22 protein-coding genes are annotated in these 23,990 nt (G+C 37.0%); 19 read left to right on the plus strand and 3 right to left on the minus strand.

Going from position 1 to position 23,990, the window contains the following annotated elements:
- Positions 1-334 precede the first annotated feature (334 nt).
- Together NC799_RS03745 and NC799_RS03750 are read right to left on the minus strand one after the other, a co-directional pair.
- Complete coding sequence (locus NC799_RS03745) at positions 335-532, minus strand: aspartyl-phosphate phosphatase Spo0E family protein (RefSeq protein WP_272445008.1); 198 nt, start codon at positions 530-532, stop codon at positions 335-337.
- A gap of 250 nt (positions 533-782) precedes the next feature.
- The gene (locus NC799_RS03750) at positions 783-1,604 is read right to left on the minus strand and encodes an AraC family transcriptional regulator (RefSeq protein WP_272445009.1); all 822 of its coding nucleotides are present in this window, start codon (positions 1,602-1,604) and stop codon (positions 783-785) included.
- 117 nt (positions 1,605-1,721) lie between these two features.
- Between NC799_RS03750 and NC799_RS03755 the strand changes: the two genes are divergently transcribed.
- The 5 genes from NC799_RS03755 to NC799_RS03775 all read left to right on the plus strand — a co-directional run bounded on the left by NC799_RS03755 (position 1,722) and on the right by NC799_RS03775 (position 8,167).
- On the plus strand, positions 1,722-3,764 hold the full coding sequence (locus tag NC799_RS03755) for a beta-galactosidase (RefSeq protein WP_272445010.1): 2,043 nt from the start codon (positions 1,722-1,724) through the stop codon (positions 3,762-3,764).
- 205 nt (positions 3,765-3,969) lie between these two features.
- Entirely contained in the window at positions 3,970-4,785 is an 816-nt protein-coding gene (locus NC799_RS03760) for a helix-turn-helix domain-containing protein (RefSeq protein ID WP_272445011.1), read from the plus strand.
- A gap of 215 nt (positions 4,786-5,000) precedes the next feature.
- Positions 5,001-6,152, plus strand: a complete 1,152-nt coding sequence (locus tag NC799_RS03765) for a Gfo/Idh/MocA family protein (RefSeq protein WP_272445013.1) — start codon at positions 5,001-5,003, stop codon at positions 6,150-6,152.
- A 13-nt stretch (positions 6,153-6,165) separates the two neighbouring features.
- The gene (locus NC799_RS03770) at positions 6,166-7,347 is read left to right on the plus strand and encodes a dihydrodipicolinate synthase family protein (protein ID WP_417006663.1); all 1,182 of its coding nucleotides are present in this window, start codon (positions 6,166-6,168) and stop codon (positions 7,345-7,347) included.
- Position 7,348: 1 nt separating this feature from the next.
- Positions 7,349-8,167: a sugar phosphate isomerase/epimerase family protein gene (locus NC799_RS03775; protein ID WP_272445014.1), complete on the plus strand. Its 819-nt coding sequence runs from the start codon at positions 7,349-7,351 to the stop codon at positions 8,165-8,167.
- A 179-nt stretch (positions 8,168-8,346) separates the two neighbouring features.
- On the opposite strand, the gene NC799_RS03780 is transcribed toward NC799_RS03775, so the two are convergent.
- Positions 8,347-8,553 carry a methionine aminopeptidase gene (locus NC799_RS03780; RefSeq protein WP_272445015.1) on the minus strand — a complete coding sequence of 69 codons (207 nt, stop codon included), beginning with the start codon at positions 8,551-8,553 and terminating at the stop codon, positions 8,347-8,349.
- An 815-nt stretch (positions 8,554-9,368) separates the two neighbouring features.
- Here NC799_RS03780 and NC799_RS03785 point away from each other — a divergent pair.
- The 14 genes from NC799_RS03785 to NC799_RS03850 all read left to right on the plus strand — a co-directional run bounded on the left by NC799_RS03785 (position 9,369) and on the right by NC799_RS03850 (position 23,955).
- A complete protein-coding gene (locus NC799_RS03785; RefSeq protein ID WP_272445016.1) occupies positions 9,369-10,421 on the plus strand; it encodes a Gfo/Idh/MocA family protein in 1,053 nt (350 codons plus the stop codon).
- A 52-nt stretch (positions 10,422-10,473) separates the two neighbouring features.
- Positions 10,474-11,634: a Gfo/Idh/MocA family protein gene (locus NC799_RS03790; RefSeq protein ID WP_272445017.1), complete on the plus strand. Its 1,161-nt coding sequence runs from the start codon at positions 10,474-10,476 to the stop codon at positions 11,632-11,634.
- A gap of 47 nt (positions 11,635-11,681) precedes the next feature.
- A complete protein-coding gene (locus NC799_RS03795) occupies positions 11,682-12,545 on the plus strand; it encodes a sugar phosphate isomerase/epimerase family protein (protein ID WP_272445018.1) in 864 nt (287 codons plus the stop codon).
- Between the two features lie 46 nt (positions 12,546-12,591).
- Positions 12,592-13,356 (plus strand): sugar phosphate isomerase/epimerase family protein, encoded by a 765-nt coding sequence (locus NC799_RS03800; protein WP_272445019.1) that lies wholly within the window; start codon positions 12,592-12,594, stop codon positions 13,354-13,356.
- A 109-nt stretch (positions 13,357-13,465) separates the two neighbouring features.
- On the plus strand, positions 13,466-14,353 hold the full coding sequence (locus tag NC799_RS03805; protein ID WP_272445020.1) for an AraC family transcriptional regulator: 888 nt from the start codon (positions 13,466-13,468) through the stop codon (positions 14,351-14,353).
- 232 nt (positions 14,354-14,585) lie between these two features.
- Positions 14,586-15,530, plus strand: a complete 945-nt coding sequence (locus NC799_RS03810) for a carbohydrate ABC transporter permease (RefSeq protein WP_272445021.1) — start codon at positions 14,586-14,588, stop codon at positions 15,528-15,530.
- Positions 15,531-15,554: 24 nt separating this feature from the next.
- Positions 15,555-16,397: a carbohydrate ABC transporter permease gene (locus tag NC799_RS03815; protein ID WP_272445202.1), complete on the plus strand. Its 843-nt coding sequence runs from the start codon at positions 15,555-15,557 to the stop codon at positions 16,395-16,397.
- 47 nt (positions 16,398-16,444) lie between these two features.
- On the plus strand, positions 16,445-17,851 hold the full coding sequence (locus NC799_RS03820; protein ID WP_272445022.1) for an extracellular solute-binding protein: 1,407 nt from the start codon (positions 16,445-16,447) through the stop codon (positions 17,849-17,851).
- 122 nt (positions 17,852-17,973) lie between these two features.
- Positions 17,974-18,621, plus strand: a complete 648-nt coding sequence (locus tag NC799_RS03825; protein WP_272445023.1) for a YesL family protein — start codon at positions 17,974-17,976, stop codon at positions 18,619-18,621.
- A 59-nt stretch (positions 18,622-18,680) separates the two neighbouring features.
- Positions 18,681-19,685: a hydroxyacid dehydrogenase gene (locus tag NC799_RS03830; protein ID WP_334313842.1), complete on the plus strand. Its 1,005-nt coding sequence runs from the start codon at positions 18,681-18,683 to the stop codon at positions 19,683-19,685.
- 231 nt (positions 19,686-19,916) lie between these two features.
- Entirely contained in the window at positions 19,917-20,678 is a 762-nt protein-coding gene (locus tag NC799_RS03835; protein ID WP_272445025.1) for an IclR family transcriptional regulator, read from the plus strand.
- Positions 20,679-20,812: 134 nt separating this feature from the next.
- A complete protein-coding gene (locus NC799_RS03840; protein WP_272445026.1) occupies positions 20,813-21,697 on the plus strand; it encodes a fumarylacetoacetate hydrolase family protein in 885 nt (294 codons plus the stop codon).
- A gap of 47 nt (positions 21,698-21,744) precedes the next feature.
- Entirely contained in the window at positions 21,745-23,211 is a 1,467-nt protein-coding gene (gene gucD, locus NC799_RS03845) for an alpha-ketoglutaric semialdehyde dehydrogenase GucD (RefSeq protein ID WP_272445027.1), read from the plus strand.
- A gap of 123 nt (positions 23,212-23,334) precedes the next feature.
- Entirely contained in the window at positions 23,335-23,955 is a 621-nt protein-coding gene (locus NC799_RS03850; RefSeq protein WP_272445028.1) for a polysaccharide deacetylase family protein, read from the plus strand.
- Positions 23,956-23,990: the final 35 nt, after the last annotated feature.

The raw sequence follows: 23,990 nt of genomic DNA on the forward strand, positions 1-23,990 counted from the left end.
GAAAAAAATAAATTTTTAACTTTTTTCTTGTCTGAAAACACAAGAGATTAATCAATTATATCGAATGGTTATCGCTTAATTAATGTCGTAGCGAGATTGGTTGTTGTTTTCTTCCATTATGACTAGCTTAGGGTAAATCACTGTTACATCAAGTTTTGTTGGGTGTCTATTGAAATCCTATAGAACAGTGGTAACTTTTTTCATCACTTCTTAAAAAAAATTTAAAATTGTCGAAATATTTAATGGAGATACGACGAAAAGTTGCAAACATAATCGAAAAAAGTCCAACTGTTAAGTCGGACTAGTCCCTCGAGTCGTAAGCTATAAGTTTTAGTTAGGAGGAAAGCGCTCGTTTCCTATGTGTATTCTTGGGATAGGCGATACGATGTGCTTGATTAATTAATTGGTCTAATTGTTGAGAAATTTTTAGGACTTCATCACTAGATTGGTTTGTTCTGTATGTTTCGTACATTTTATTACGTAGCTCTTCCATTTGCTCTTCTAGTTGATTTTTAACTTTAACTTTAACCATCTAAGTCAGCCCCTCCACTAAAAAGTATGAGCTATTTGAAATAGGACTTTATACATATTATATACCAAAAAATAACAGATTTATCAACTAAATGATGAAAATTATGTAACAATGCTTTTTATTTAAAAGCTAAGAAAGTATAAACAAATCCAAAGAGCTGTCTAGCAAGGCGCGACTAGCACTTTTGTTCACAGATAAGAAAGTATAAAAAGATCCAAGAGCTGTCTAGCTCCAGGCGCTTTTCTTAATTTTAATGAAGTTGTCGGAATTGATCTGGTGTTATTCCGAAGAGTTTACGAAAGGTTGCAACGAAATGGCTAGGTGAACGAAATCCCACATGATTAGCGACTTCTTTGACTGACAGGTGTTTTGATTCTATTAATAATTGCTTGGCAACCCGCAGCCTTAAATCGATAAAATAAGCATAGGGTGAGGTGGAAAACATCTCACGAAACATTCCGTTTAAACTTCGTGGGGATAGCTTTAAATAGGATGCAAAATCTTCTAAACCAATGTTTGGATTCGAAATATTTTTATGCATCCACGTAATTAATTGTTGAATTTTTGCTAGATTTTCTGATACTACTGGTTTTTGTGTCCTAGCATAACTATTTAACATAAGCAGAAACTGATAAATATTTGTCGATGCCTGTGTTCCAAATACATCCCCAGGTTGGTCCATCCTTTCTATCCATCTGATCAGAATGGTTTCGATTGGATTATGTTTTTCCCATTGATAAATTGCATCTAACTTCAATCCGGTATATGAAATTAATTCGCCGATAATTGGACCGTTAAAGGTAATATAGGCAGTCTGCCATTTGTTTGAAATCGCTCGGTAGGAATGGCTAACGTTTGGCCGGATAAGCATTCCGCTATTTTGAGGTAGTAAATGCTCTTGCCCATCAATTGTGAATACCCCTTTTCCTGAAATGGTTTGTAGCCAGTGATAGTATGGATACCCATTTTCGCGTTCGATTTTCTCTTGTTCAGGGTTAAAGCCAATTGTCTCTACATAAATGGGGAGCGGATTTCCTTGAGGTGGGGTTAATATTATCCGTTTTAATCTCATCCGAAGCACTCCAATCTTTGCCAGATTATTATATTTAATACAAAAATTTTATATATATAATGATAATGAAAACGAATACAATAGTTATATAATTATATCACAAAGGGTGAAGAATAGATGTTAAATGAGTCATTACCAAAAATTTGGTACGGGGGAGATTACAACCCTGAACAGTGGGATGAACAAACATGGGATGAGGATATAAGGATGTTTAAATTGGCCGGAATTGATATTGCAACACTAAATGTCTTTTCTTGGGCACTGAATCAACCGGATGAAACTACATATAACTTTGAATGGTTAGATGACAAAATTGAACGACTTTATCAACATGGAATATACACGTGCTTAGCGACGAGTACAGCAGCACATCCTGCTTGGATGGCAAGGAAATATCCAGATGTGCTACGCGTTGACTTCGAGGGACGTAAAAGGAAATTTGGTGCAAGACATAATTCTTGCCCGAATAGTCCAACCTACCGGAAATATTCGAGCAGAATTGCTAGTAAACTCGCAGAACGGTACAAGGATCATCCTGCCGTACTAGTTTGGCATGTTTCTAACGAATATGGTGGCTATTGTTATTGTGAACAGTGTGAAGCAGCTTTTCGTGAATGGCTACAACAGCGCTATGGTACATTAGAAGCTGTTAATAAAGCTTGGAACACATCGTTTTGGGGTCATACCTTTTATGACTGGACAGAAATCGTTTCACCAAGTGCACTTAGTGAGGAAAGACCAGGAAATGTTAGCTTTTTCCAAGGTATATCCTTAGACTATCGACGATTTATGTCTCAAAGTTTACTAGATTGTTACAAGCTTGAATATGATGCGATTCGAGAACAGGATAGTAAAACACCAATTACAACAAACTTAATGGGTACGTTTTTGGACCTTGATTACTTTGAATGGGCGAAACATTTAGATGTCGTCTCTTGGGATAATTATCCGCGAATTGATACACCGGTAAGTAGAACAGCTATGACACATGATTTGATGCGGGGCTTGAAAAGTGGACAACCATTTATGTTAATGGAACAAACGCCAAGCCAACAAAACTGGCAAGCGTATAATTCGCTAAAGCGTCCTGGAGTTATGAGGTTGTGGAGCTATCAATCCGTTGCTCGTGGAGCAGATACGGTTATGTTTTTTCAATTACGACGATCTGTTGGAGCAACGGAGAAATATCATGGCGCTGTTATTGAACATGTTGGGCATGAGCATACGAGGGTTTTCCGCGAAACGGCTGCATTAGGTAAAGAGCTTGAGCAATTATCTGACCAGTTACTAGATGCGAGAACAAATGCCCGCGTTGGTATCGTTTTCGACTGGGAAAATCGTTGGGCAATCAACCTATCTAGTGGACCAACCATCGCCCTGGATTATGTTGGTGAAGTTCATAAATATTATGATGCATTTTATCAACAAAATATTCAAGTAGATATGATTGGTGTGGAAGAGGATTTAACGAAATATGACATTGTTATTGCTCCGGTCCTTTATATGGTCAAGGAAGGTTATGCTAGAAGGTTGGAAGAATTTGTTTCGAATGGTGGTACTTTTATTACGACTTTCTTTAGTGGCGTTGTAAATGAAAATGATCTCGTCACGCTTGGTGGGTATCCAGGTGAATTACGGCAATTACTCGGTATTTGGGCAGAGGAAATTGATGCCCTGCATCCTGATGAAAAAAATAAAATAGTGATAAAAGACGACGTGGGAAGTCTATCTGGTGAATACTCCTGTAACATTTTATTTGATTTAATTCACTCAGAAGGTGCAGAAGTAATTGCTGAGTATGGGGATGATTTCTATCAGGGGATGCCTGTCATAACTAAAAATAAGTTCGGCAAAGGGAGTGCCTGGTATGTTGCTTCTAGCCCTGATGCAGACTTCCTGCAAGACCTTGTTACAACTGTTTGTAACGAAAAAGGAATCACTGGTTTAATTCAGGCAGACCATGGAGTGGAAACTGCTGCACGTGAGAAAAACGGTAAGTCTTTCTTGTTTATCTTGAACCACAATACGAACGCTAGTACATTTGACCTAGAGGATAAATACATGCGCGACCTGTTATCAGGACAAAAATTAACTGGAAAAGTTACTATCGAAGCTAAAGATGTGATGATACTGACAGAGGAAAAATTGGGTGATTTATAAAAGCACTGGCCCTTGTGCTAGGTTTTGTTCAAAGATAAGAAAGTTGTTGCTTACTTAATCGTCATCTTTCATCCCCACTTTCACTTTTTTGGTTACTAGATGAAACTCTCTCACTGTGTGGGGGGGGTTAAAAAATAGTAATATTTACTAGTCGTAGCAACGAATCTGGTGATAAAATTAGAACTAGGGGATTGGGGGGCGGCCTGTGAATAGTAGAGAAGTAGATTTAGCTAACAAAGGAATAAGATTATATGAAAGTAAGCATCGTGACGGTGATTTAATTGATGAACACCATCATGATATCCACCAGGTTCTCTATGCCCTTGAAGGCGAGGGCTCTATTTATTTAAACCGGAAAAACTATAGTTTTCGCCAAGACAATTTAGCTGTTATTACACCAAATACTTCTCATTCAATTATCTCTGATTCTAAATTAACCGTTCTTGTTCTCGCGTTTGATAAAGACATTTTGGAGGAGTCGATTAAGCAAGATTTACTCGATTTGTTTTTTAAAACGACCCGATTTATCGAGCTTAACCCATTTGATAGTAGTAATCTTCGGCAGATTCTTCGGCAGATGCTATACGAACAATCTTACGGTGACTCAATTAACTATGTTGCGATAAAAATCTATTTATCAGAGCTTTTATTAAAATTAGCACGCTCACAAGAACAGCCAGAAATATTTGATGCCAATGTTCTAAGGGCAGAACGGTTGCGCAATTATATAGATACACATTTTTATGAGATGATCAGTGCCGATGACTTAGCGACAAAATTAGGTATGAGTACAAGACATATGAATACGATTTTTAAAGATAGGTATCAAGTGACACCGATACAATATTTAACTGAGGTGCGAGTAGGGTTAGCTAAAAAAATGTTGGTGGAAACCGATAAAGATATTGCTTCCATCTGTTTTGAGGTTGGCTTTGAATCACTATCAACTTTTTATCGTACCTTTAAAAATTCTACCGATATTTCCCCGAACAAATACCGAAATGCTTATAAAGAAGAGTAGGCTAAGGACCGCTGGAACGTTCAAGCGGTCTATTTATAAAGTATAAGAAAACTTCAATTCTTTTTGCTATGGAAAGATAAAGTGTAGTAAAGATAGATAGTGAAGATCTGATGTTATTTCCGATTTTAAGAAATCCGTTCTTAGATTAATAAGACGGATTTTTTTTATCTCGTTATGATGGAGATACAAACTTTCGAAAGGGGAAAACATAAAAGATGGCACAACACAAAATTGGAATTATTATGAATGGTGTAACAGGACGAATGGGGACAAACCAACACTTGATTCGTTCGATTGTAGCGATTAGAAATCAAGGTGGAGTTAAACTTGCAAATGGCGATTTGCTTTTGCCAGATCCTATTTTGGTAGGGAGAAACGAAAATAAATTACAAGCATTAGCATCTGCACATAACATAGAACGCTGGTCCACTAATCTAGAAGAGGCACTTGCTGACGATTACAATGAAATCTATTTTGATTCACAAACAACAGTAAGAAGAGCAGAAAGTATTAAACAAGCAATCGCGGCAGGGAAGCACATCTATTGTGAAAAACCAACAGCTACTAGTTTAGAAGGTTCACTAGAATTAGCGAAATTGGCAAAAGAAAAAGGCGTGAAAAATGGTGTTGTTCAAGACAAACTATTTTTACCAGGTTTACTTAAACTAAAGCGTCTAATCAATTCTGGCTTTTTCGGCAAAATTTTATCCGTTCGGATGGAGTTTGGCTACTGGGTTTTTGAAGGTGATTGGCAAGAAGGGCAGCGTCCGTCTTGGAATTACCGCGCGGAAGATGGCGGTGGAATTATTGTTGATATGTTCGCGCACTGGCGTTATGTAATTGACAACCTATTTGGGCCGATTCGCACGGTATCTTGCTTAGGTGCAACTCATATTCCGGAGCGTGTCGACGAAAATGGTCGGACATATAAAGCAACAGCAGACGATGCAGCATATGGAACGTTTGAATTAGACGGTGGGATTGTTGTTCAAGCTAACTCTTCTTGGGCTGTAAGGGTTAACCGTGATGACTTGTTAACTATTCAAGTCGATGGAACAGAAGGTAGTGCAGTAGCAGGTTTACGTGATTGTAAAACGCAGCACCGCGTGAATACACCAAAGCCAACATGGAACCCAGACATTCCGAATCCGCACGATTTCCAAGCACAGTGGGAAGATGTGCCAGACAACCAAGCGTTTGATAATGGTTTTAAGGTCCAGTGGGAGCTTTTCTTAAAACACGTATTTGCCGATGAGGCATTTCCTTGGGATTTACTCGAAGGTGCAAAAGGTACACAACTATCTGACCTTGGTCTTCAATCTTGGAAAGAAAGACGCTGGTTGGATGTTCCGGAACTAAAGATATAAGGGAGGACTTGACTTGGCTAATACGCTTATCTTACCAAACAAAGATCGAACGCTATATAACTATCAATTAAAAAAGAACCAATTATCCTTTGATATTCCAAAGGGCAAGTCGTTTGAGAAGAGAACTGCTTTCTCGGCGGCGCACGTTGTTAGTGATCCGTTAGCAGATACAGATCCTCTATCGAACGGTCAGATTGATTGGGACACAACGATGAAGTATCGCCACCATCTATGGTCACTTGGATTATCAGTAGCAGAAGCAATGGACACTGCTCAACGTGGTATGGGCTTAAGTTGGGACCGTGCAAAGGAATTAATTTCCCGTTCTGTAAAAGAAGCAAAATCTGTTGGTGGAAAGATAGCTAGTGGAGTTGGTACGGACCAGCTTGTGCCAGGAGCGCATGTCACATTAGAGGATGTCGAAGCTGCGTATGATGAACAGTGTTCATTCGTGGAAAGTGAAGGTGGTCAAATTATTTTAATGGCTAGCCGTGCGTTGGCCGCTTGTGCGAAAGGACCGGAAGATTATCAACGTGTTTACGGGAAAATATTAAACAATGTTTCTGAGCCAGTAATTCTGCACTGGCTTGGGGATATGTTTGACCCTGCACTAAAGGGGTATTGGGGCCATGAAGAAGATTTAGATGCTGCAATGGATGTTTGTTTAAAGATTATTAGGGATAATGAGGATAAAGTGGATGGAATCAAGATTTCTTTATTAGATGAAAACAAAGAGATTAAGATGCGGCGGTTATTACCTGACAGTGTTCGAATGTATACAGGTGATGACTTTAACTATCCAACGTTAATCAAGGGGGACGCGCAAGGGTATAGTCACGCACTGTTAGGTATATTTGATGCAATTTCACCTGCTGCATCTGCGGCATTACATGCGCTTGACCAAGGTGATCTTGTGACTTATGACCGGTTACTCGAAAAAACAGTACCGCTATCACGCCATATTTTCCAAAGGCCAACATTCTCCTATAAAACTGGTGTAGTGTTTATGGCTTATTTAAACGGGCATCAAGACCATTTCCGAATGATTGGTGGTGCAGAAGGTTCTAGGTCAATTACGCATCTAGCGGATCTATTTGTCATGGCAGACGATGCAGGACTGCTTGCTGATCCAGAATTAGCAGCAAAACGGATGAAGCTTGTCCTAGAACTAGCAGGGATAAATCAGGAGGGATAAAATGAGCCAAGGAGCGTTAGACAGATTAAGTTTAAATCAGATTACGACGGAACAATGGAATCTTAAAGAGGCTATTGAGGGATGTATCAGACATGAGGTTCCATGGATTTCTGTATGGCGCCATAAGATAGAAGAATTCGGACTTGCTGAAAGTGCGCGGATGATAAAGGATTCTGGACTTAAAGTATCAAGTCTATGTCGTGGCGGTATGTTTCCAGCTGCGACAGCTTCGGAAAGACAAGGTCGGTTAGAGGATAATTTTCGTGCTGTGGAAGAGGCTGCTGAATTAGGCACAGATACGTTGGTATTAGTTTGTGGACCTGCCCCAGATCGGGATATTGACCAAGCAAGGAAGTGGGTGGAAGAAGGTATAGAAAAGCTAGTTCCATTTGCCGAACAGCATGGAGTAAAGCTAGGCATTGAGCCACTACATCCGATGTACGCTGGAGACCGTTCTGTTGTCAATACTTTAGGGCAAGCTAATCAGATGGCGGAAAAATATAACCCCTCCCAGGTTGGGGTAGTTGTCGATGTCTTTCATGTCTGGTGGGATCCTGATTTATATAATCAAATTACTCGTGCAACTGGGAAGATATTGGGATTTCATGTTTCTGATTGGATTTTACCTGTTCCGGATATCTTCAAAGGTCGTGGCATGATGGGGGATGGTGTGATTGAGATCAACCGGATTCGCCAGGCTGTTGAGAGGGCAGGTTATTTAGGGCCAATCGAGGTAGAGATTATTAATCAGTCGATTTGGGACCGCCCAGGTGATGATGTGTTAACAGAAGTGAAACAGAAGTTTGCGGAACATGTATAACGTCGAAAGGATGACTTTGTCAGTCATCCTTTTGCTTTAAATTTTTCGAGTCCAGTTTTATACCATCAAGAAATAATGTCCAAGCAGCTTCATTGACAACTCCTTTTGTGGTGAAAAATCACAATAAGGCTTGACTTATGTCTATCGGGGCTAGCAAGGAACGACTGGCGCTTTGGTGTTTATTTCTCCCAATCTTCAAACAGTCCGCTACCATTGCATCCAGGGCAGTGTAAAGAGCTTCCATAAAAGTGTTCATAGGCGTACATTTCAACACCTCGACCTGAACAATCAGGGCATTTGCCTTCTTCTTTCATTTTAGCTACTCGCTTTTGGTACCTTCCATCAACCCAATCAGAAACAGCATTAAATATACTGATTTTTCTCACCTCGAATCTTTTTTAATAAAAAAATAAGAAAAAATCCAAACGTGAATAGTCCAGCAACAGCTACGTCCAACTTCAACGCCTGTGCTTCTGTTCATAACATGTGCAATTTTTAATAAAATATGTATATTTACTAAAAAGGTAAATGCTGCTTCAGAGGGGCTCTGCATGAAAGAATAGTGGCATTCCCTGAGAGAAAATAAATCGGAGAAGTCTTTATAAAACACAAAAAAATAGCACCCGTTTCCGGATGCTCCATAGGGGGACAATCTATTTTGAAAAAAATACTGTACATAAGTTCAATAACTAACCGCTAGTGAGATGGCTAATGTATTGAAAACAGTATATGTACACTCACCTCATGTGTTGTAACCGTTTTCAGTATATAACAGAATATCTGCGTTTACATCAGACTAAAGTCCTGTTTATGCTGTAAAAATCAAAAAAAAGAAAGTTGAGCTTTATCATAGGAACCGGGTGCATAATTTAGTCCAACCCTAAAAAAGTTTATACTTTGCTCAAAACTCCAATAGATGTATAAACATTTTAAGTTCCATAACTTAGCTATAAAGTTCGAACCATTTTTATTCTACTTCTAAACTTAAACAAATCTAACGGAAGGGGATAAAGGAGTTTATTCTACCAAAGAATGACCAATTATATTGGAAGAAAAAAAAAGAATTGTTTCAAATTGTTTTTTTTATATAACTTTTTGTTATTTGTTGCCTAATAGCTGTTAGATTGAACTAAATAAAATGTTCGTATTGTATAATGAATTATACTCTTTAACTATTTAGGAGACAGAGAGAAGGAATTGAATGATAAAATTTGGAATTGTTGGTTGTGGTCGGGTAGGAAAGGTGCATGCGGCGGCCGTTTATGAAACAAAGGGTTCATTATTAACCGCAATATGTGATTTGGAAGAGGGCAAATTAAAAACTCTAACTAAAGAATTTCGTGTGTCTAACGTTTATAAAAATTATACTGAAATGTTAGAAAATAAAGATATAGATGTGATTAATATTTGTACACCAAATGGTTTGCATGCTGACATGGCTATTGCGGCAATAAAGAAAGGAAAGCACGTCATTATTGAAAAACCGATGGCCACTAGCCTCGAGGATGCGCGTTTAATTATAGAAACAGCAAAAAAATATAACGTGAAAGCAACTGTTGTTCACCAGAATAGATTTAATGAAGCAATCCAAGTAACTAGGGAAGCTTTGTTAAAAGGTCGTTTTGGTAAACTCTCCTATGGTACTGCTAGTGTCAGATGGACTAGGACTCAAGATTATTATAATCAAGATGATTGGCGTGGTACGAAAGAAATGCTGGATGGTGTCTTGATGAATCAGGTCATTCATACAATTGATTTGCTAATATGGTTAATGGGTCCGGTGAAAAGTGTTTTCGGAAGGGCAGTAACACGTCTCAGGGAAATAGAAATGGAAGATGTAGGTACTGCTATTTTGGAATTTGAAAGCGGATCCATTGCAGTTGTGGATGGAACAGGAACTATATATCCAGTTGATATTGGTGCAAATATAAACTTATTTGGTGAGTGTGGTACTGTTTCTATTGGTGGAAATGCAGCTAATCAGATAGAGAGATGGCGTTTTTCTGAATCCTTTGAAAAAGAAGAACAGGAGATGATTGAAAGTAATAAAGCTATGCCTTTAAGTGTGTATGGAAATGGTCACAAGCAAATTGTGGAAAATTTTGTTGAATCTATTAAGGAAAACAAAGATCCTTATGTTTCTTTAGAAGCTGGGTTTAATGCTGTAAAGGTAATTTTGGCAATCTATAAATCTTCTATGTCGGGTCAACCAGTCTATTTTGAAAATGAAGTAGTTTCATCTGGTATTAAATAGATTCAAAGAAAATATTCCTGAAAGTTACTATTTTAGAAAGGGTGTATTAGAAATGAGAGATGTCCGAATTGGCATCATTGGGGTCGGAAACATGGGTTTCTCACATGCTAAATATCTACAAAATAATGAAATTGAAGGAACTAGATTAACTGCGGTACTAGATAGTAGTCCAGAAAGATGCCAATGGTTAAGAGAAAATTTAAATAGTCCCATAAAAGTGTTTTGTGATGAGGATTCATTCTTTGAGTCTGATTTAGTTGATGCTGTAATAGTTGCTACTCCTCACTATAATCATCCACAAATGGCAATTAGGGCCTTTGACCATGGACTACATGTTTTATGTGAAAAGCCAGCAGGTGTGTATACAAAGCAAGTTCGCGAAATGAATGAAGCAGCTAAAAAGAGTGGTAAAGTGTTCTCGATGATGTATAATCAGCGAACAAATCCTTTATATCAAAAATTAAGAGAGCTAATCCAAGATGGTGAGCTTGGTGAAATTCGTCGAATTAATTGGTTAATCACAAATTGGTACCGTTCACAGAGCTATTACGATTCTGGTGGTTGGCGCGCTACATGGTCAGGCGAAGGTGGTGGTGTTTTAATAAATCAGTGCCCACACCAACTAGATCTGTGGCAATGGATGACTGGGATGATGCCATCTAGAATTAGAGCTTTTTGTTCGTTCGGTAAATATAGAGATATTGAAGTAGAGGATGACGTAACTGCGTATGCAGAATACGAAAATGGAGCAACGGCTGTTTTTATTACAACAACTGGTGAAGCGCCGGGAACCAATCGATTAGAAATTTCTGGTGATCGTGGTAAGGTTGTTGTTGAAAACGAAAAGATGGATTTTTTTCGGCTACGTATTCCAGAACCAGAGTTTAATAAGGGATACAGGGGTGGTTTTGGTAGTCCGGAATGTTGGAAGGTTGATGTGCCAGTAAAAGGAAAGGAAACTGCTCATCGTGGCATCACTCAAAATTTTGTTAATTCAATTTTGAAAGGAACTCCTTTACTTGCACCAGGTGTAGATGGTATTAGGGGTCTTACATTATCTAATGCAATGCAATTGTCCACCTGGGTAGATGGTTGGGTTGACTTGCCAATTGATGAAGAGCTCTACTATAAACATTTAAAAGAGAAAATAGCTAAATCAACAGTGGAAAAAGATACGAAGTCGGTAACCTTAGATGTAGAAGGAACTTATTAGGCAATTGCCTGTAAATATAACAATTCAATGAAGGGGATGGAAAAACGATGAAATTCTCAGTTTTTACTGTAATGGCTCCAGATACAACACCAAAAGAATTGGTAAGCTTGTTGAAGGAAACAGGATATGACGGGGTGGAATGGCGCTTTAAGGAAACCCCAGAATATTTAAAATTAGAAGAACCTAGTTATTGGGGGAACAACCTCTGTACAATTTCACCATCTATTAATGATGAAGAGCTTTCAGATTTGGCAGCTTATACAAAGGAAAAAGGTATAGAAATTACAAGTGTTACACCTTATCTAACTGCTGGTGATCTTGAATCAACAGAACAAGTCTTACGTGTCGCAAAAAAATTAGGTGCATCGACAATTCGGGTTGGGGTACCTAAATATGATCGTTCCGAAAATTATAATGATTTGTTTAACCTAGCTGTATCTTATCTTGGAAACGTTGAAGAAATGTGCAAAAGGTACAATATTAAAGGACTAGTAGAAACTCATCATATGACAATTACTCCTAGTGCAAGCCTAGCCCATCGCTTGGTTAGTCAATTTGATCCTAATCATATTGGTGTTCTTTATGATCCAGGAAACATGGTCCATGAAGGGTATGAAAACTACCGTATGGGTATGGAGCTTTTAGGGCCATATTTAGCGCATGTTCACATTAAAAACGCTATATGGCAAGTGACAAAAGAAAATGAAGATGGAACTACTGATTGGGAAGTTAAGTGGGCCCCAATTGAAAAGGGAGCAGTAGATTGGAGACAAGTATTCCAAGATCTTAAAGCGGTAGGTTATGATGGTTATGTTGGAATGGAGGATTTTAGCAATGTTTATCCTACAAAAGAATCTCTAAAGCATAACAAGGAATGGGTGAAAAAATTATTAAATGCAGAATTGGTATAACTCGTATCAATTCCTCTATTAAGTAAATAGGAGAAGGGGTTTTTTCATGAGATTTGGAGTTTGTGCAGATATCAATAGGGCTTCGGAAATCTATAAAGCAGGTTACGATTTTATTGAATGTACAGTGATTTCGTTAGTTCCGGATGATGATAGACAATTTTCAGAGCTGTTTCATCAATACAAGGAAAGCCCAGTTCCAATAGAAGCTTGTAATGTATTCCTGCCAGGAAATCTTAAGATTGTTGGAGATTCAGTAGATGAAGATTCAATAAGAACTTATCTTGAAAAGGCTTTACCGAGAGTCAAGAAAATTGGAGCAGATACTGTTGTATTTGGTAGTGGTGGGGCAAGAACTTTACCTATAGGGTTTGAGCGTAGTAGAGGAGAAGAACAAATTGTCCAATTTCTCAATTTAGTGGCAGATTACGCTGATGACTTAGAACTAACAGTTGTAATTGAGCCTTTAAATCGAAAGGAAAGTAATATCATAAACAGTGTTACTGAGGGGTTAGAATTTGTAAACAAGGTCAACAGGCCATCAATAAAATTGCTAGCCGATTTCTACCATATGGATGAAGAAAATGAATCTTTAGTTAATATAGTTGTTTCTAAAGAGCATATTAGACATATTCATGTAGCAGATACTGGACGACTTGCTCCTGGCACTGGTCATTATCCGTATGAACAATTTGTGAACACTCTATCCACTGCTAATTATGATGGTCGTATTTCAATTGAGTGTAGTTGGGATGACTTTGAAAGAGAATCAGTTGCAGCATTACAGTATCTCCGAGATACATTTAGTAAATAGGTTCCAAGGCCAGAAATCCTACATTGTCAATTAGTTGAAAATATATATTTAAAAAGTTTGGCAATTCTGATAATATAAAAGCTATTAAAAGGGGAAAGGAAGGAGAATAATGGCTGAGAATGTGCAATCTTATTATCGAATGAGGGATACAGTTATCACAAAAAGTGATTATGCCTATCACTCGCACGATAGATTTGAAATTTATTATTTTCATGGAGGAAGTTGTCGCTATCTAATATCAGATAATATCTACGACCTACAAGATGATGACATTATTATTATGAATGGAATGACACTTCATCGTGCAAATCCCGAAATCGGAACAACTTATGAAAGAAGTGTTATTGAATTTTCAGCAGAATGGGTAACTCCTATTTTAGTAAATTTAAATGTTCCAGAAATTTTAACTCCTTTCACAAAATTAAGTAACACCCTATTCCGTGGTGTAGATAAAGAAACACTTGATGAAATAAAAGAACTGTTTAGAAAAATCTCACTCATCAATGAAAGTCCTCCTAGTAATGACAGATATAAAAATAGGTTAAAAGAAGGTCAAATTACGGTTCTATTAGTGCAACTCTTGTTTATTATCTATGATCTTAGTAAATTAAGACTTGTAAAACTGCCTTCAAAGAGGACAGAAAAAAACATCCATGTTAACAGAATCGTCTCGTGGATTGACGAGAATTTCAAAAATGATATTACCTTAGATAGTATTGCTGATAGTTTGAATATTAGTAAGTACTACATGTCTAGAATTTTCAAAGATGTAACCGGTTACACAATAATGCAATATTTGATGTCATGTCGATTTAATCGAGCAAAATATCTACTTGAAATGTATCCCGATAAAACAATCTTAGAAGTTGCCCTAGAATCAGGTTTTGATAATTGTTCTCATTTTAGTCGTTTTTTTAAAAAACAGTTGAACATCACTCCTTCAGAATATCGTAATCGTCGATCTAATAAGTATAACTCTTGTTCAGCTAGTCAATAACTATCTCTATCGTTCTTTTAATGATGAGCAATAAATGACAACTTTCCTTTAAAACAACACAATCCTAATCAAGAGTAATGAAAGTATATTTATTATAATTGGAATAACAAAAACATTTAGTTTTATCATACTGATATGATTTAAATTAAGAACCACTTTTGTAAGCGTTACCATGCGATGATGCGGTTTAATTGAGGTCTAGAAAAAGTGGTTTCAGGAAAGGAGAGAACATATGGCTAAAAACAGTTTGGAGTTAGAAACTACGTCTGGACCTAATTCTCAACTTAAAAGTGAGGTTGAAACAATTCGGCAAAAGAAAAGAAAATCACAATTAACCTGGTATATCTTTTTAATTCCTAGTTTTTTAGGAATCTTACTCTTTATGGTTTACCCAATATTTGAATCATTGAGGTTAAGTTTCTATCAATCCAATGGAACTATCGAGAATTATATCGGTCTTGCTAATTTTAAAACTGTTTTAACATCTGGCCCGTTTTGGAATTCGGTTTGGAATACTTTCTTTATAGGTATCTTTCAAATCATTATCACAATTCCACTAGGATTTATATTTGCTTCGTTAATTAACTCTACACCTAAGGGACAGAATTTTTTTAAAGTTATTTACTTTTTACCAAATGTTACTTCCATTGTTGCAGCATCTATGATCTTCGCATTCGTATTACATCCTGAAATGGGGATAGTAAATTATGCTTTAGATTCTATTGGGTTACCGACACTGAAATGGTTAGCTTCCCCTGATACATCTAAATGGGCAGTAATATTATTAGCTGTGTGGCATTGGATAGGATTTGTAATTATCATTTGTCTTGCAAACTTGCAAGCAATATCTCCAGAAATGTATGAAGCTGCAAGAATTGATGGTGCAAGTGGGATTCAACAATGGCTTTTCATTACAGTTCCAAATATGGCTGGAACATTTGCATTTTTATTAATTACTGGATGGATCGGAGCACTTCAACGTTTTAATGAAGTATATGTGTTGGGTGGTCCAAATGGAAGTCCGGCTAGATCAATTCAAACGATGGGCGCATTCATTTACGAACGAGGCTTCACAGGATTCGAATTTGGTATTGCATCTGCAGCAACTTATATCATGTTTATGATTATCCTTGTATTTACGTTTCTAAATTTAAAAATTTCTAAAATGAAGCTTTAGAAGGGAGGGGAATTTGTGAATAGTATGTCCCACAAAAAGGCAGAAAAGATATCAATGTACTTTAAATTCTTTATATTGTTAATCTTCGGATCCTTGCTAATGGCACCTTTCGTATGGATGGTTAGTGTTGGTTTTGATCGTACAGCAAATATAACGATGCCATTTCCACCACGTTTAATTCCTGAAGAACCCTCAGGTTTTAACTATGGTATTGTTTTTGAAAATGGGAGGTTAATACAGTCCTACATTAATTCAGCTATAGTAACAATCAGTTCTGTATTGATAGGTGTATCGTCTTCCTTGTTAGCGGGTTACGCATTTTCAAAGGGTAGGTTTAAAGGAAAAAAAGCCATGTTCATTATTGTACTTTGTACGTTGATGATACCAATGGAACCACGACTTATTCCATTATATAAACTATTTAATAGTGTTGATATGTTAAATACCTTTTGGCCATTAATTTTGCCACCAATAATTAACGGGATGTTGATTTTTCTTTGTAAGCAATTTTTTGATCAATTACCAGATACACTCAGAGAAGCTGCTCAAATTGATGGAGCAGGAGAGTTTAAGATTTTCTTTAGAGTCTACTTTCCTCTTTCTGGTCCTATTGCCGCAACAATGGTTATTTTAGCATTTATATGGAGTTGGAATGACTTTTTATGGCCACTAGTTGTTTTAAATAATCAAGAGTTACACACAGTTCCATTATATTTAGCTAGTTTCTCCTTAGAGAATGGTACTAGTTTAGGGGGACTTACAATGGCTTTAGCTACAGTAAGTATTTTACCAATCATAGTACTTTATCTCTTTTTACAAAGATACATTATTCAAAGTATTGCCCTTAGTGGTGTGAAGGGGGAATAGGAGAGATTTTTAAAAGGAATGTCAATATACTAACAGGGGGTAAGAAAATGATTAAATGTTCATTAACAAAAGGGTCGTCTTTTATATTAGCTTTTTTCTTATTAGTATTATTAACACTTGTTGGCTGTAGTTCAGACTCAGGTGGAACCACTGATTCGGGGGCTAGTTCAGGTGGAGATAGTACAAATGGAGAATCAGCAAGTGGTGGCGAATGGGCTGGTCAAACGGTAAAAGTTCAGTTGATTGGTGATTTTTCTATGGAAGATTCGACGGATCCAATCACCGGGGTCAAAACTCCTGGATTAAAAAACTTAAAAGATGAATTTGAGAAGCAATACCCTGGGGCAACTGTCGAGTTTATTATAATGCCTTGGGAAGGCTATACTGAAAAGACCCAAGCAATGCTAACCTCTGGTGAAGCAGATGTATATCAAATGCCCGGTATTGCAGACTTTGCTGCACAAGGATTGTTAGAACCGCTGCAACCATATATTGATGCTGATAGTGAGTTTAGTCTAGATTCGTTTATTGATAATCAAGTAGATGGTTGGAAAGCGTTAGGACCTGATAGTAGTGAATTAGATATTTTTGGGTTACCGTTCTTAGGTGATGCTCGTTTTATTACTTATGATAAGAAGATATTTGATGACTGGGGAGTTGAATATCTCTCAGAATTCCCAACAATGGAAGAAATAAGTGAAAAAGCTGCTAAAATGACAGGTACTAATCCTGTTACTGGTGAACAAAACTATGGTGTTTGGTTCCGTGGAGATTGGTCATCTGCTTTTACACTAGTCAATGCTGCGGAAGGGCTTGGCGGTAAGTGGGGAACTGGTTTTGCTTGGGATGAGATTGAGTTTCAATTTAATTCACAAGAAATGGTGAAAGGACTAAACTGGTTACTTGACATGCAGAAACTAGCACCTGAAGGTATTGTAAGTAACCAAGGTAATGAGAAATGGTTAACAAAAGATAATAATATAGCAATTATGTTAAATCAAGGACCAGGGGATCTTGTACAACAAACCTACGCTCAAGGTTTAGAAGATCGTATTGCCATTGCTCAAGAATTTAAAGATGAAAATGGCCAAGGTGGACTGTTTGCTGGTAGCCCAATAACTATTGCTAAGGATAGTGAAAATAAAGAATTGGCATGGGAATGGTTAAAGTTTGCAACTAGTGACTTTGCACAACAATATGTCTATGAAACTGGTGCATTTCCTGCTGTGAAATCTGCAACTGAATGGGAAAGTGTAAAGGAATATGAGAGTTTATTAGGGCCGGTATTTAAGGCAATGAGTACACCTTATACACCAAGATATCCGTGGGGATCTGCTCAACCTCGTTTCATCTTAACATCAGAAATTGAAGCTGCTCTTACTGGGAAAAGAAATGCACAAGAAGCATTAGATAAAGCTCAAAAGGAAAGTACAGAGTGGTTGGAAAATAGATAAGAAAATAATTAAACAAAGAGAAGGAGGAAATATTCTTCCTTCTCTTTTTCAATTCTATTTTGAGGATCTTACATGGATCGAATAATTATGAAAAGATCTCGAGAGGCGAGGTGATACGATAGATGGAAACAGGTGTAACGAGTGGATTTTATAACTTATGTCTTTGGATTTTTAGATTTGCATATTTAAACATAATCTGGATTCTATTTTGTGTATTGGGTCTTGTCATAGTTGGTTTTTTTCCAGCAACTACTGCTATGTTAATGATAGAAAGAAAATGGCTAAGCGGAGAAAAAGATATTCCTATCTTTCAAACATTTTGTTCCCTGTTTAGGCAGGAATTCCTTAAAAGTAATTTACTCGGATTTCCTTTAATTACTTTTGGGATATTACTATACCTTAATTATTTAATGTTGACATCATTGAATGGACTAATTGTAGATGTCCTAACATTGTTTTTAATTGGTTTAGTTTTTCTTTATGCTATTGTAGTTATTTACATTTTTCCGGTGTATATTTACTACGATGTAAAATATATGGATAATGTTAAATATGCTTTCTTTATCGGAATCTCTTCTCCACTTATGTCCCTCTTTATTTTACTTAGCGTAGTAGTCTATCTTTATATCGGTTCTATATTTCCAGGTATTATACCTCTTTATTCTGGGAGCGTCATAAGTTTTGCAGTAATGTGGTTTACCTACTGTGCCTTCAAAAGAATTGAACAAAAACATATAATCATGTTTGACGAGGGAAGAGGAAAGGGTTAATAAGAATACTGTATTGGTTTCCTAGAATTCTCTGTACAAGATTAATAAATAACAAAAGGATGATTACATTGATAAAAGGTTTGTTTATCATGAATAAAGAGCCATTTGACTTAGTATATCCCGAAGAAGTAAGGAAAGAAATTGAGAGTCTGGCAGACATATATGCTAAACAGATGACTACTAAAGTTATTCAAAAGGATTTGTCTATTTTAGAGGATGTAGAAGTTATATTCTCGGGATGGGGAGGACCGCAGTTGAACCGAACATTACTAGATGCAGCTCCAAATTTAAAGGCTTTCTTTTACGCTGCAGGCTCATTGAAAAATATCGTAACAGAAGAATCATGGAATCGAGATATACTTATTACTAATGCCGTAAAAGCTAATGCAATTCCTGTGGCAGAATTTACACTTTCGCAAATCTTATTCTGTTTAAAGAATGGGTGGGAGTTTTCAAGGAAATTTAGAAATACAAGACAATATCCAACGAAACCCTTTGATGTTCCGGGTGCCTATAAAAGTACTGTAGGAATAATTTCTTTAAGTACGGTTGGTCGATTAGTTTGTGAGTTATTAAAGCCATTTGATATCAAAGTAATCGCTTATGATCCATTTGTAAAGGAAGAAGAGGCTAATCGCTTAGGTGTGGAATTATGTAGCTTAGAAGAAATATTTATAAATGCAAATATTGTTTCTTTACATACCCCATTATTAGATGAAACTAACGGTATGATTGGAAAGGAACATTTCACTAAAATGCTACCAAATTCTAGTTTTATTAATACAGCTAGAGGCGCGATTGTCAGGGAATCAGAAATGATTGGTGTTTTACGAAGTAGGTCCGATATTACTGCTATTTTAGATGTAACTTTTCCAGAACCACCTAATCAAGACTCTCCTCTTTTTAGTTTTGAAAATGTTATTTTAACTCCCCATTTAGCTGGGAGTGAAGGGAAGGAATGTGGTAGGATGGGTTTTTATATGCTTGAGGAATTTAAACGATATTTAAATGGCGATAGTCTAAAGTGGCTGATAAATAAGAAGGACTTTAGTATGTTGGCATAAATATAATGTAAATGAGAAACGGAATGACTCTAAGTAATGTGATTTTGTTTAACCACATCAAATCCTATTTCAGGCTCATTGATTTTGAACCTAAATATGTAAAATGTATAACGCTTATATTGAAAAACGTTTTAACAATACAAACTTAGTTTGATATTATATAACATTCTGTAGTATAATAATTAATGAATAGGCTTACATTTTTTGTTTTAAATTGAAGGGGTAAACATTATGCCAATTATACAATCATTAGACCGGGCTCTCAGAATATTGGATCTATTTGATGAACATAACAAAGAGTTAAAAATCACCGAAATAAGTAGTACATTACAACTTAATAAAAGTACTACTCATTCCTTGTTAAAAACACTAAAACAACACAACTATATTAAACAGAATTCGGACAGTGGCAAGTACAGCCTTGGATTAAAATTTATTGAAAAAGGTCAGCTTGTTTTAAACAGTATGGATATTAGAACAGTTGCAAGAGACTATTTAATAGACTTGTCTACGTCCACTGGCCAGACAGCACACTTAGTTATCTTGGAAGGTAAATTTGGCGTTTATATTGACAAGGTAGAGGGAGCATCAACAATCGTTTATTCTAGAATCGGTCGCCGTGTACCAATTCACTCAAGTGCTGTCGGGAAAGTATTGATTGGCTATAAACCGAAAGATGAGATTGATAACTTGTTAGATAATTATGATTTTCACAGGCAAACTGAAAATACGATTCTTTCTAAAGAAGCCTTTATGAACGAACTTCAAGAAGTAGTCCAAAAAGGTTTGGCTGTCGATAATGAAGAAAATGAGCCGGGAGTTTACTGTCTTGCTGTTCCAATTTTTAACCATGACGGAGCAGTTATTGCGGCGATAAGTGTATCTACTACAATTTTCTCGTTAACTGATGAGCTTAAGGGAAATATTGTTACGAACCTAAAAGAGATTGGCTTAGCAATTTCCTACCAATTAGGTTACCGGCAGTCTAGTTAATTATGTTGTGTTAAAAGATAAGATAGTAAAAAATCCAAGAGATGCTAGCTCCAGGCGCCTAGACCTGCGCTTTCTTATTTTTTACAATATATAAGAATGAATATGGGGTTATATAACAAAATGGAGGGGATTAAATGAGAATAATTAGTTACAAGTTAACAGAAGAAAGAAATCAGTTGGCAGCTCTTACTGATAATGACCAACTGTATCCACTGCCTTTTACTAGTTTTCTAGAATTTATGAATCACGTAGAAAATAGGGACCAATCATACCTAACTGCAGTAAATGAGATGATAGCAGATAGCCTTCCAATTGAAGCGAGATTAGAAGAGTTAGATTTGCAGTTGCCTGTGAGGTCCTATGAGGTATGGGCTTGTGGCGTTACGTATTTAAAAAGCAGGGATGCTAGAAATTTAGAGGCAAAAGTTACAACGAATTCCTATTATGACAAAGTTTATGATGCAAAACGGCCAGAGTTGTTTTTAAAATCAACCGAAAGAAGAACCGTTGGACCTAATGATCCTGTCTTTATCCGCTCAGATTCCAATTGGCAAATTCCAGAGCCGGAATTAGGCCTAGTCCTAAATAAAACTGGTAAAATTATTGGTTACGTTATTGGTAATGACATGAGTAGTAGAGATATTGAAGGGGAGAATCCTCTCTATTTACCACAAGCGAAAGTGTGGAAGCATTCCTGCTCCATTGGGCCAGCAATTCGCTTAGCAGAAACAGTTGCTAATCCATATGATTTTGATATTACGTGTCGAATTTTTCGCAATGATCAGTTAATTTTTGAAGGAAGCGCCAATACTTCTCAATTAAAGCGGCGTTATGAAGAGTTAGTTTCTTATTTAATGAAGGATAATGAAACTTTTGATGGAACTGTATTATTAACAGGGACATGCGTTATCCCTCCTGATGAATTTACCCTTCAAGAGGGAGACCAGATTGAAATAGAAATTCCTGAGATAGGTGTTCTTTCAAACCCTGTCCGACAATTAGCAGCTGTAAAGAATTAAAAAGTCAATGCTTGAAAAATAAATTAACTAATCTAGGAGGATGATCAATGACTACACAAGTAGCAGCAGAAACCTTTTTAAACTTTGTCAATGGAGAATGGAAAGCTACGTTATCTAATGAAACAATTCCTAGCTTTAACCCGGCAAATAAAACAGAAATAGTAGGTAACGTACAAAACTCGACACGTGCAGATTTAGATGAAGCTGTAAAAGCAGCAAAGCAAGCACAACTAACATGGAAAAAGTTATCAGGAGCAGAACGTGGTAACTACCTCTTTAAGGTTGCCGATATTCTTGAACAAAACACCGATGAAATTGCTGAAACGATGACAAAGGAAATGGGGAAAACGTTTCCTGAGGCAAAGGGTGAAACAACAAGAGGTGTTGCGATATTGCGTTATTATGCCGGGGAAGGGATGCGTAAAGTTGGAGACGTGATTCCGTCGACAGATAGCTCGGCATTAATGTTTTCAAAGCGTGTTCCACTTGGGGTTGTAGGCGTTATTACCCCTTGGAATTTCCCTGTAGCTATTCCAATTTGGAAAGTGGCACCCGCACTCATTTATGGAAATACGGTAGTACTGAAGCCTGCAACGGAAGCGGCAGTGACAGCAGCGAAAGTAGTAAAATGTTTCGAACAAGCTGGAGTTCCTAGTGGTGTGATTAATTTTGTCACAGGTAAAGGCTCAGTTATTGGTCAAGGCCTGGCCGACCATAAAGATGTTCATGCTGTGACATTTACTGGTTCTAACAATGTAGGCAGTGGGATTGGACAAACGGTTGCTGCACGCGGTGGGAAGTACCAATTGGAAATGGGGGGTAAAAACCCAATCATCGTTGCTGATGACTGTGATATTGATCTTGCTGTAGATGCAGCAATTAGTGGAGGGCTTAAATCTACTGGTCAAAAATGCACATGCAGTAGTCGGGTCATTGTCCAAAGCAGCATATATGATACATTTAAAGACAAATTGTTGGAGAAAGTTGCTCAAATTACTGTTGGAAGTGGTCTTGAGCAAGGAACGTGGATGGGGCCGTGTGCTAGTGAAGGTCAATTTGAAACAGTTAAGCATTATATTGCTAAAGGAATTGAAGATGGTGCTGATTTAATTTTTGGCGGGGATAGTCCATCGGATGAAAGTCTGCAAAATGGTTTTTATATCAATCCAACTATTTTTGAAAACGTTACAACCGATATGACTATCGCGCAAGAAGAAATTTTTGGACCAGTACTTGCTCTAATGAAAGTAGAAACCATTGAGGAAGCAATTGAATTAGCAAATGACGTGGAGTTTGGCTTAAGTGCGTCTATTTTCACACAAAATATAAATCATATTCTTTCTTTTATTGATGATATAGATGCAGGTCTTGTGCGAATAAACTCAGAGACTGCTGGAGTGGAATTGCAAGCTCCATTTGGTGGAATGAAGGCTTCAAGTTCTCATTCCCGTGAGCAAGGGGAAGCTGCCAAGGAGTTCTTTACAACTGTTAAAACTGTTTTTGTTAAAGGTTAAAAATCACATAAATAACAGTAACAAGGAAGCTTGTGATTATACTATGGGCTTCCTTGTTTTTTAATAGAAAGAAAGTAATATATTCGCTAAAATGGAACTGAACAGAAAAAGGAGTTATGTCAGATGAACGACGATTTAGGAATTATTACGAAGGTGGATACGGAAGCAAAAATGGTTGCATTTACATTTGATGATGGGCCAAATCCAACGTATACACGTGAATTGTTGGATATATTTAATGAGGTGTCTGGTCATGCAACTTTCTTTATGATTGGAGAGCAAATGGAACGCCACCCTGAAGTAGTAGGGGAGGTACCGAAACAGGGACATGAAATAGGAAATCATACGTTTACCCACGCCAAACTGACGGAGTTAACTGATGAACAATGCTTTGTTGAGTTGGATAAAACCGCAAAGTTAATAAAAGAATTGACAGGAGATGTGCCAAAGCATTTCAGACCTCCATTCATCGATTATAACAGAGCTACTAAAAAGGTTGTGGAAAGATTCGGATATGATACGATTGGAGCGTTAAATGTTGATGCGCTCGATTGGGAGCAACCAGGGATTGAGCATATTTATACCAAATCATTAAACCATGTGGCTAGCGGTAGCATTCTTATATTCCATGATGGGTTTGGCGATCGGTCACAATCCATTGAAGCGGTTAGACGTTTGGTAAAAGAGTTGACTAGTCAGGGATACCAGCTTGTGACTGTAAGTAAACTACTAAATCAAAGGTAAGATTAAAAAAACTAGGTTTGCCAATACAGGTAAAC

This window comes from Aquibacillus salsiterrae, assembly GCF_028416595.1.
Taxonomy (GTDB): Bacteria; Bacillota; Bacilli; order Bacillales; family Amphibacillaceae; genus Aquibacillus_A; species Aquibacillus_A salsiterrae.

What these genes read in the sequence shown, in the direction of transcription:
- NC799_RS03745 (WP_272445008.1), bottom strand. Translation starts at nt 532, where the DNA reads ATGGTTAAAGTTAAAGTTAAAAATCAACTAGAAGAGCAAATGGAAGAG.
- NC799_RS03750 (WP_272445009.1), bottom strand. Translation starts at nt 1,604, where the DNA reads ATGAGATTAAAACGGATAATATTAACCCCACCTCAAGGAAATCCGCTC.
- NC799_RS03755 (WP_272445010.1), top strand. Translation starts at nt 1,722, where the DNA reads ATGTTAAATGAGTCATTACCAAAAATTTGGTACGGGGGAGATTACAAC.
- NC799_RS03765 (WP_272445013.1), top strand. Translation starts at nt 5,001, where the DNA reads ATGGCACAACACAAAATTGGAATTATTATGAATGGTGTAACAGGACGA.
- NC799_RS03775 (WP_272445014.1), top strand. Translation starts at nt 7,349, where the DNA reads ATGAGCCAAGGAGCGTTAGACAGATTAAGTTTAAATCAGATTACGACG.
- NC799_RS03785 (WP_272445016.1), top strand. Translation starts at nt 9,369, where the DNA reads ATGATAAAATTTGGAATTGTTGGTTGTGGTCGGGTAGGAAAGGTGCAT.
- NC799_RS03790 (WP_272445017.1), top strand. Translation starts at nt 10,474, where the DNA reads ATGAGAGATGTCCGAATTGGCATCATTGGGGTCGGAAACATGGGTTTC.
- NC799_RS03795 (WP_272445018.1), top strand. Translation starts at nt 11,682, where the DNA reads ATGAAATTCTCAGTTTTTACTGTAATGGCTCCAGATACAACACCAAAA.
- NC799_RS03800 (WP_272445019.1), top strand. Translation starts at nt 12,592, where the DNA reads ATGAGATTTGGAGTTTGTGCAGATATCAATAGGGCTTCGGAAATCTAT.
- NC799_RS03805 (WP_272445020.1), top strand. Translation starts at nt 13,466, where the DNA reads ATGGCTGAGAATGTGCAATCTTATTATCGAATGAGGGATACAGTTATC.
- NC799_RS03810 (WP_272445021.1), top strand. Translation starts at nt 14,586, where the DNA reads ATGGCTAAAAACAGTTTGGAGTTAGAAACTACGTCTGGACCTAATTCT.
- NC799_RS03815 (WP_272445202.1), top strand. Translation starts at nt 15,555, where the DNA reads ATGTCCCACAAAAAGGCAGAAAAGATATCAATGTACTTTAAATTCTTT.
- NC799_RS03820 (WP_272445022.1), top strand. Translation starts at nt 16,445, where the DNA reads ATGATTAAATGTTCATTAACAAAAGGGTCGTCTTTTATATTAGCTTTT.
- NC799_RS03825 (WP_272445023.1), top strand. Translation starts at nt 17,974, where the DNA reads ATGGAAACAGGTGTAACGAGTGGATTTTATAACTTATGTCTTTGGATT.
- NC799_RS03830 (WP_334313842.1), top strand. Translation starts at nt 18,681, where the DNA reads ATGATTACATTGATAAAAGGTTTGTTTATCATGAATAAAGAGCCATTT.
- NC799_RS03835 (WP_272445025.1), top strand. Translation starts at nt 19,917, where the DNA reads ATGCCAATTATACAATCATTAGACCGGGCTCTCAGAATATTGGATCTA.
- NC799_RS03840 (WP_272445026.1), top strand. Translation starts at nt 20,813, where the DNA reads ATGAGAATAATTAGTTACAAGTTAACAGAAGAAAGAAATCAGTTGGCA.
- gucD (WP_272445027.1), top strand. Translation starts at nt 21,745, where the DNA reads ATGACTACACAAGTAGCAGCAGAAACCTTTTTAAACTTTGTCAATGGA.
- NC799_RS03850 (WP_272445028.1), top strand. Translation starts at nt 23,335, where the DNA reads ATGAACGACGATTTAGGAATTATTACGAAGGTGGATACGGAAGCAAAA.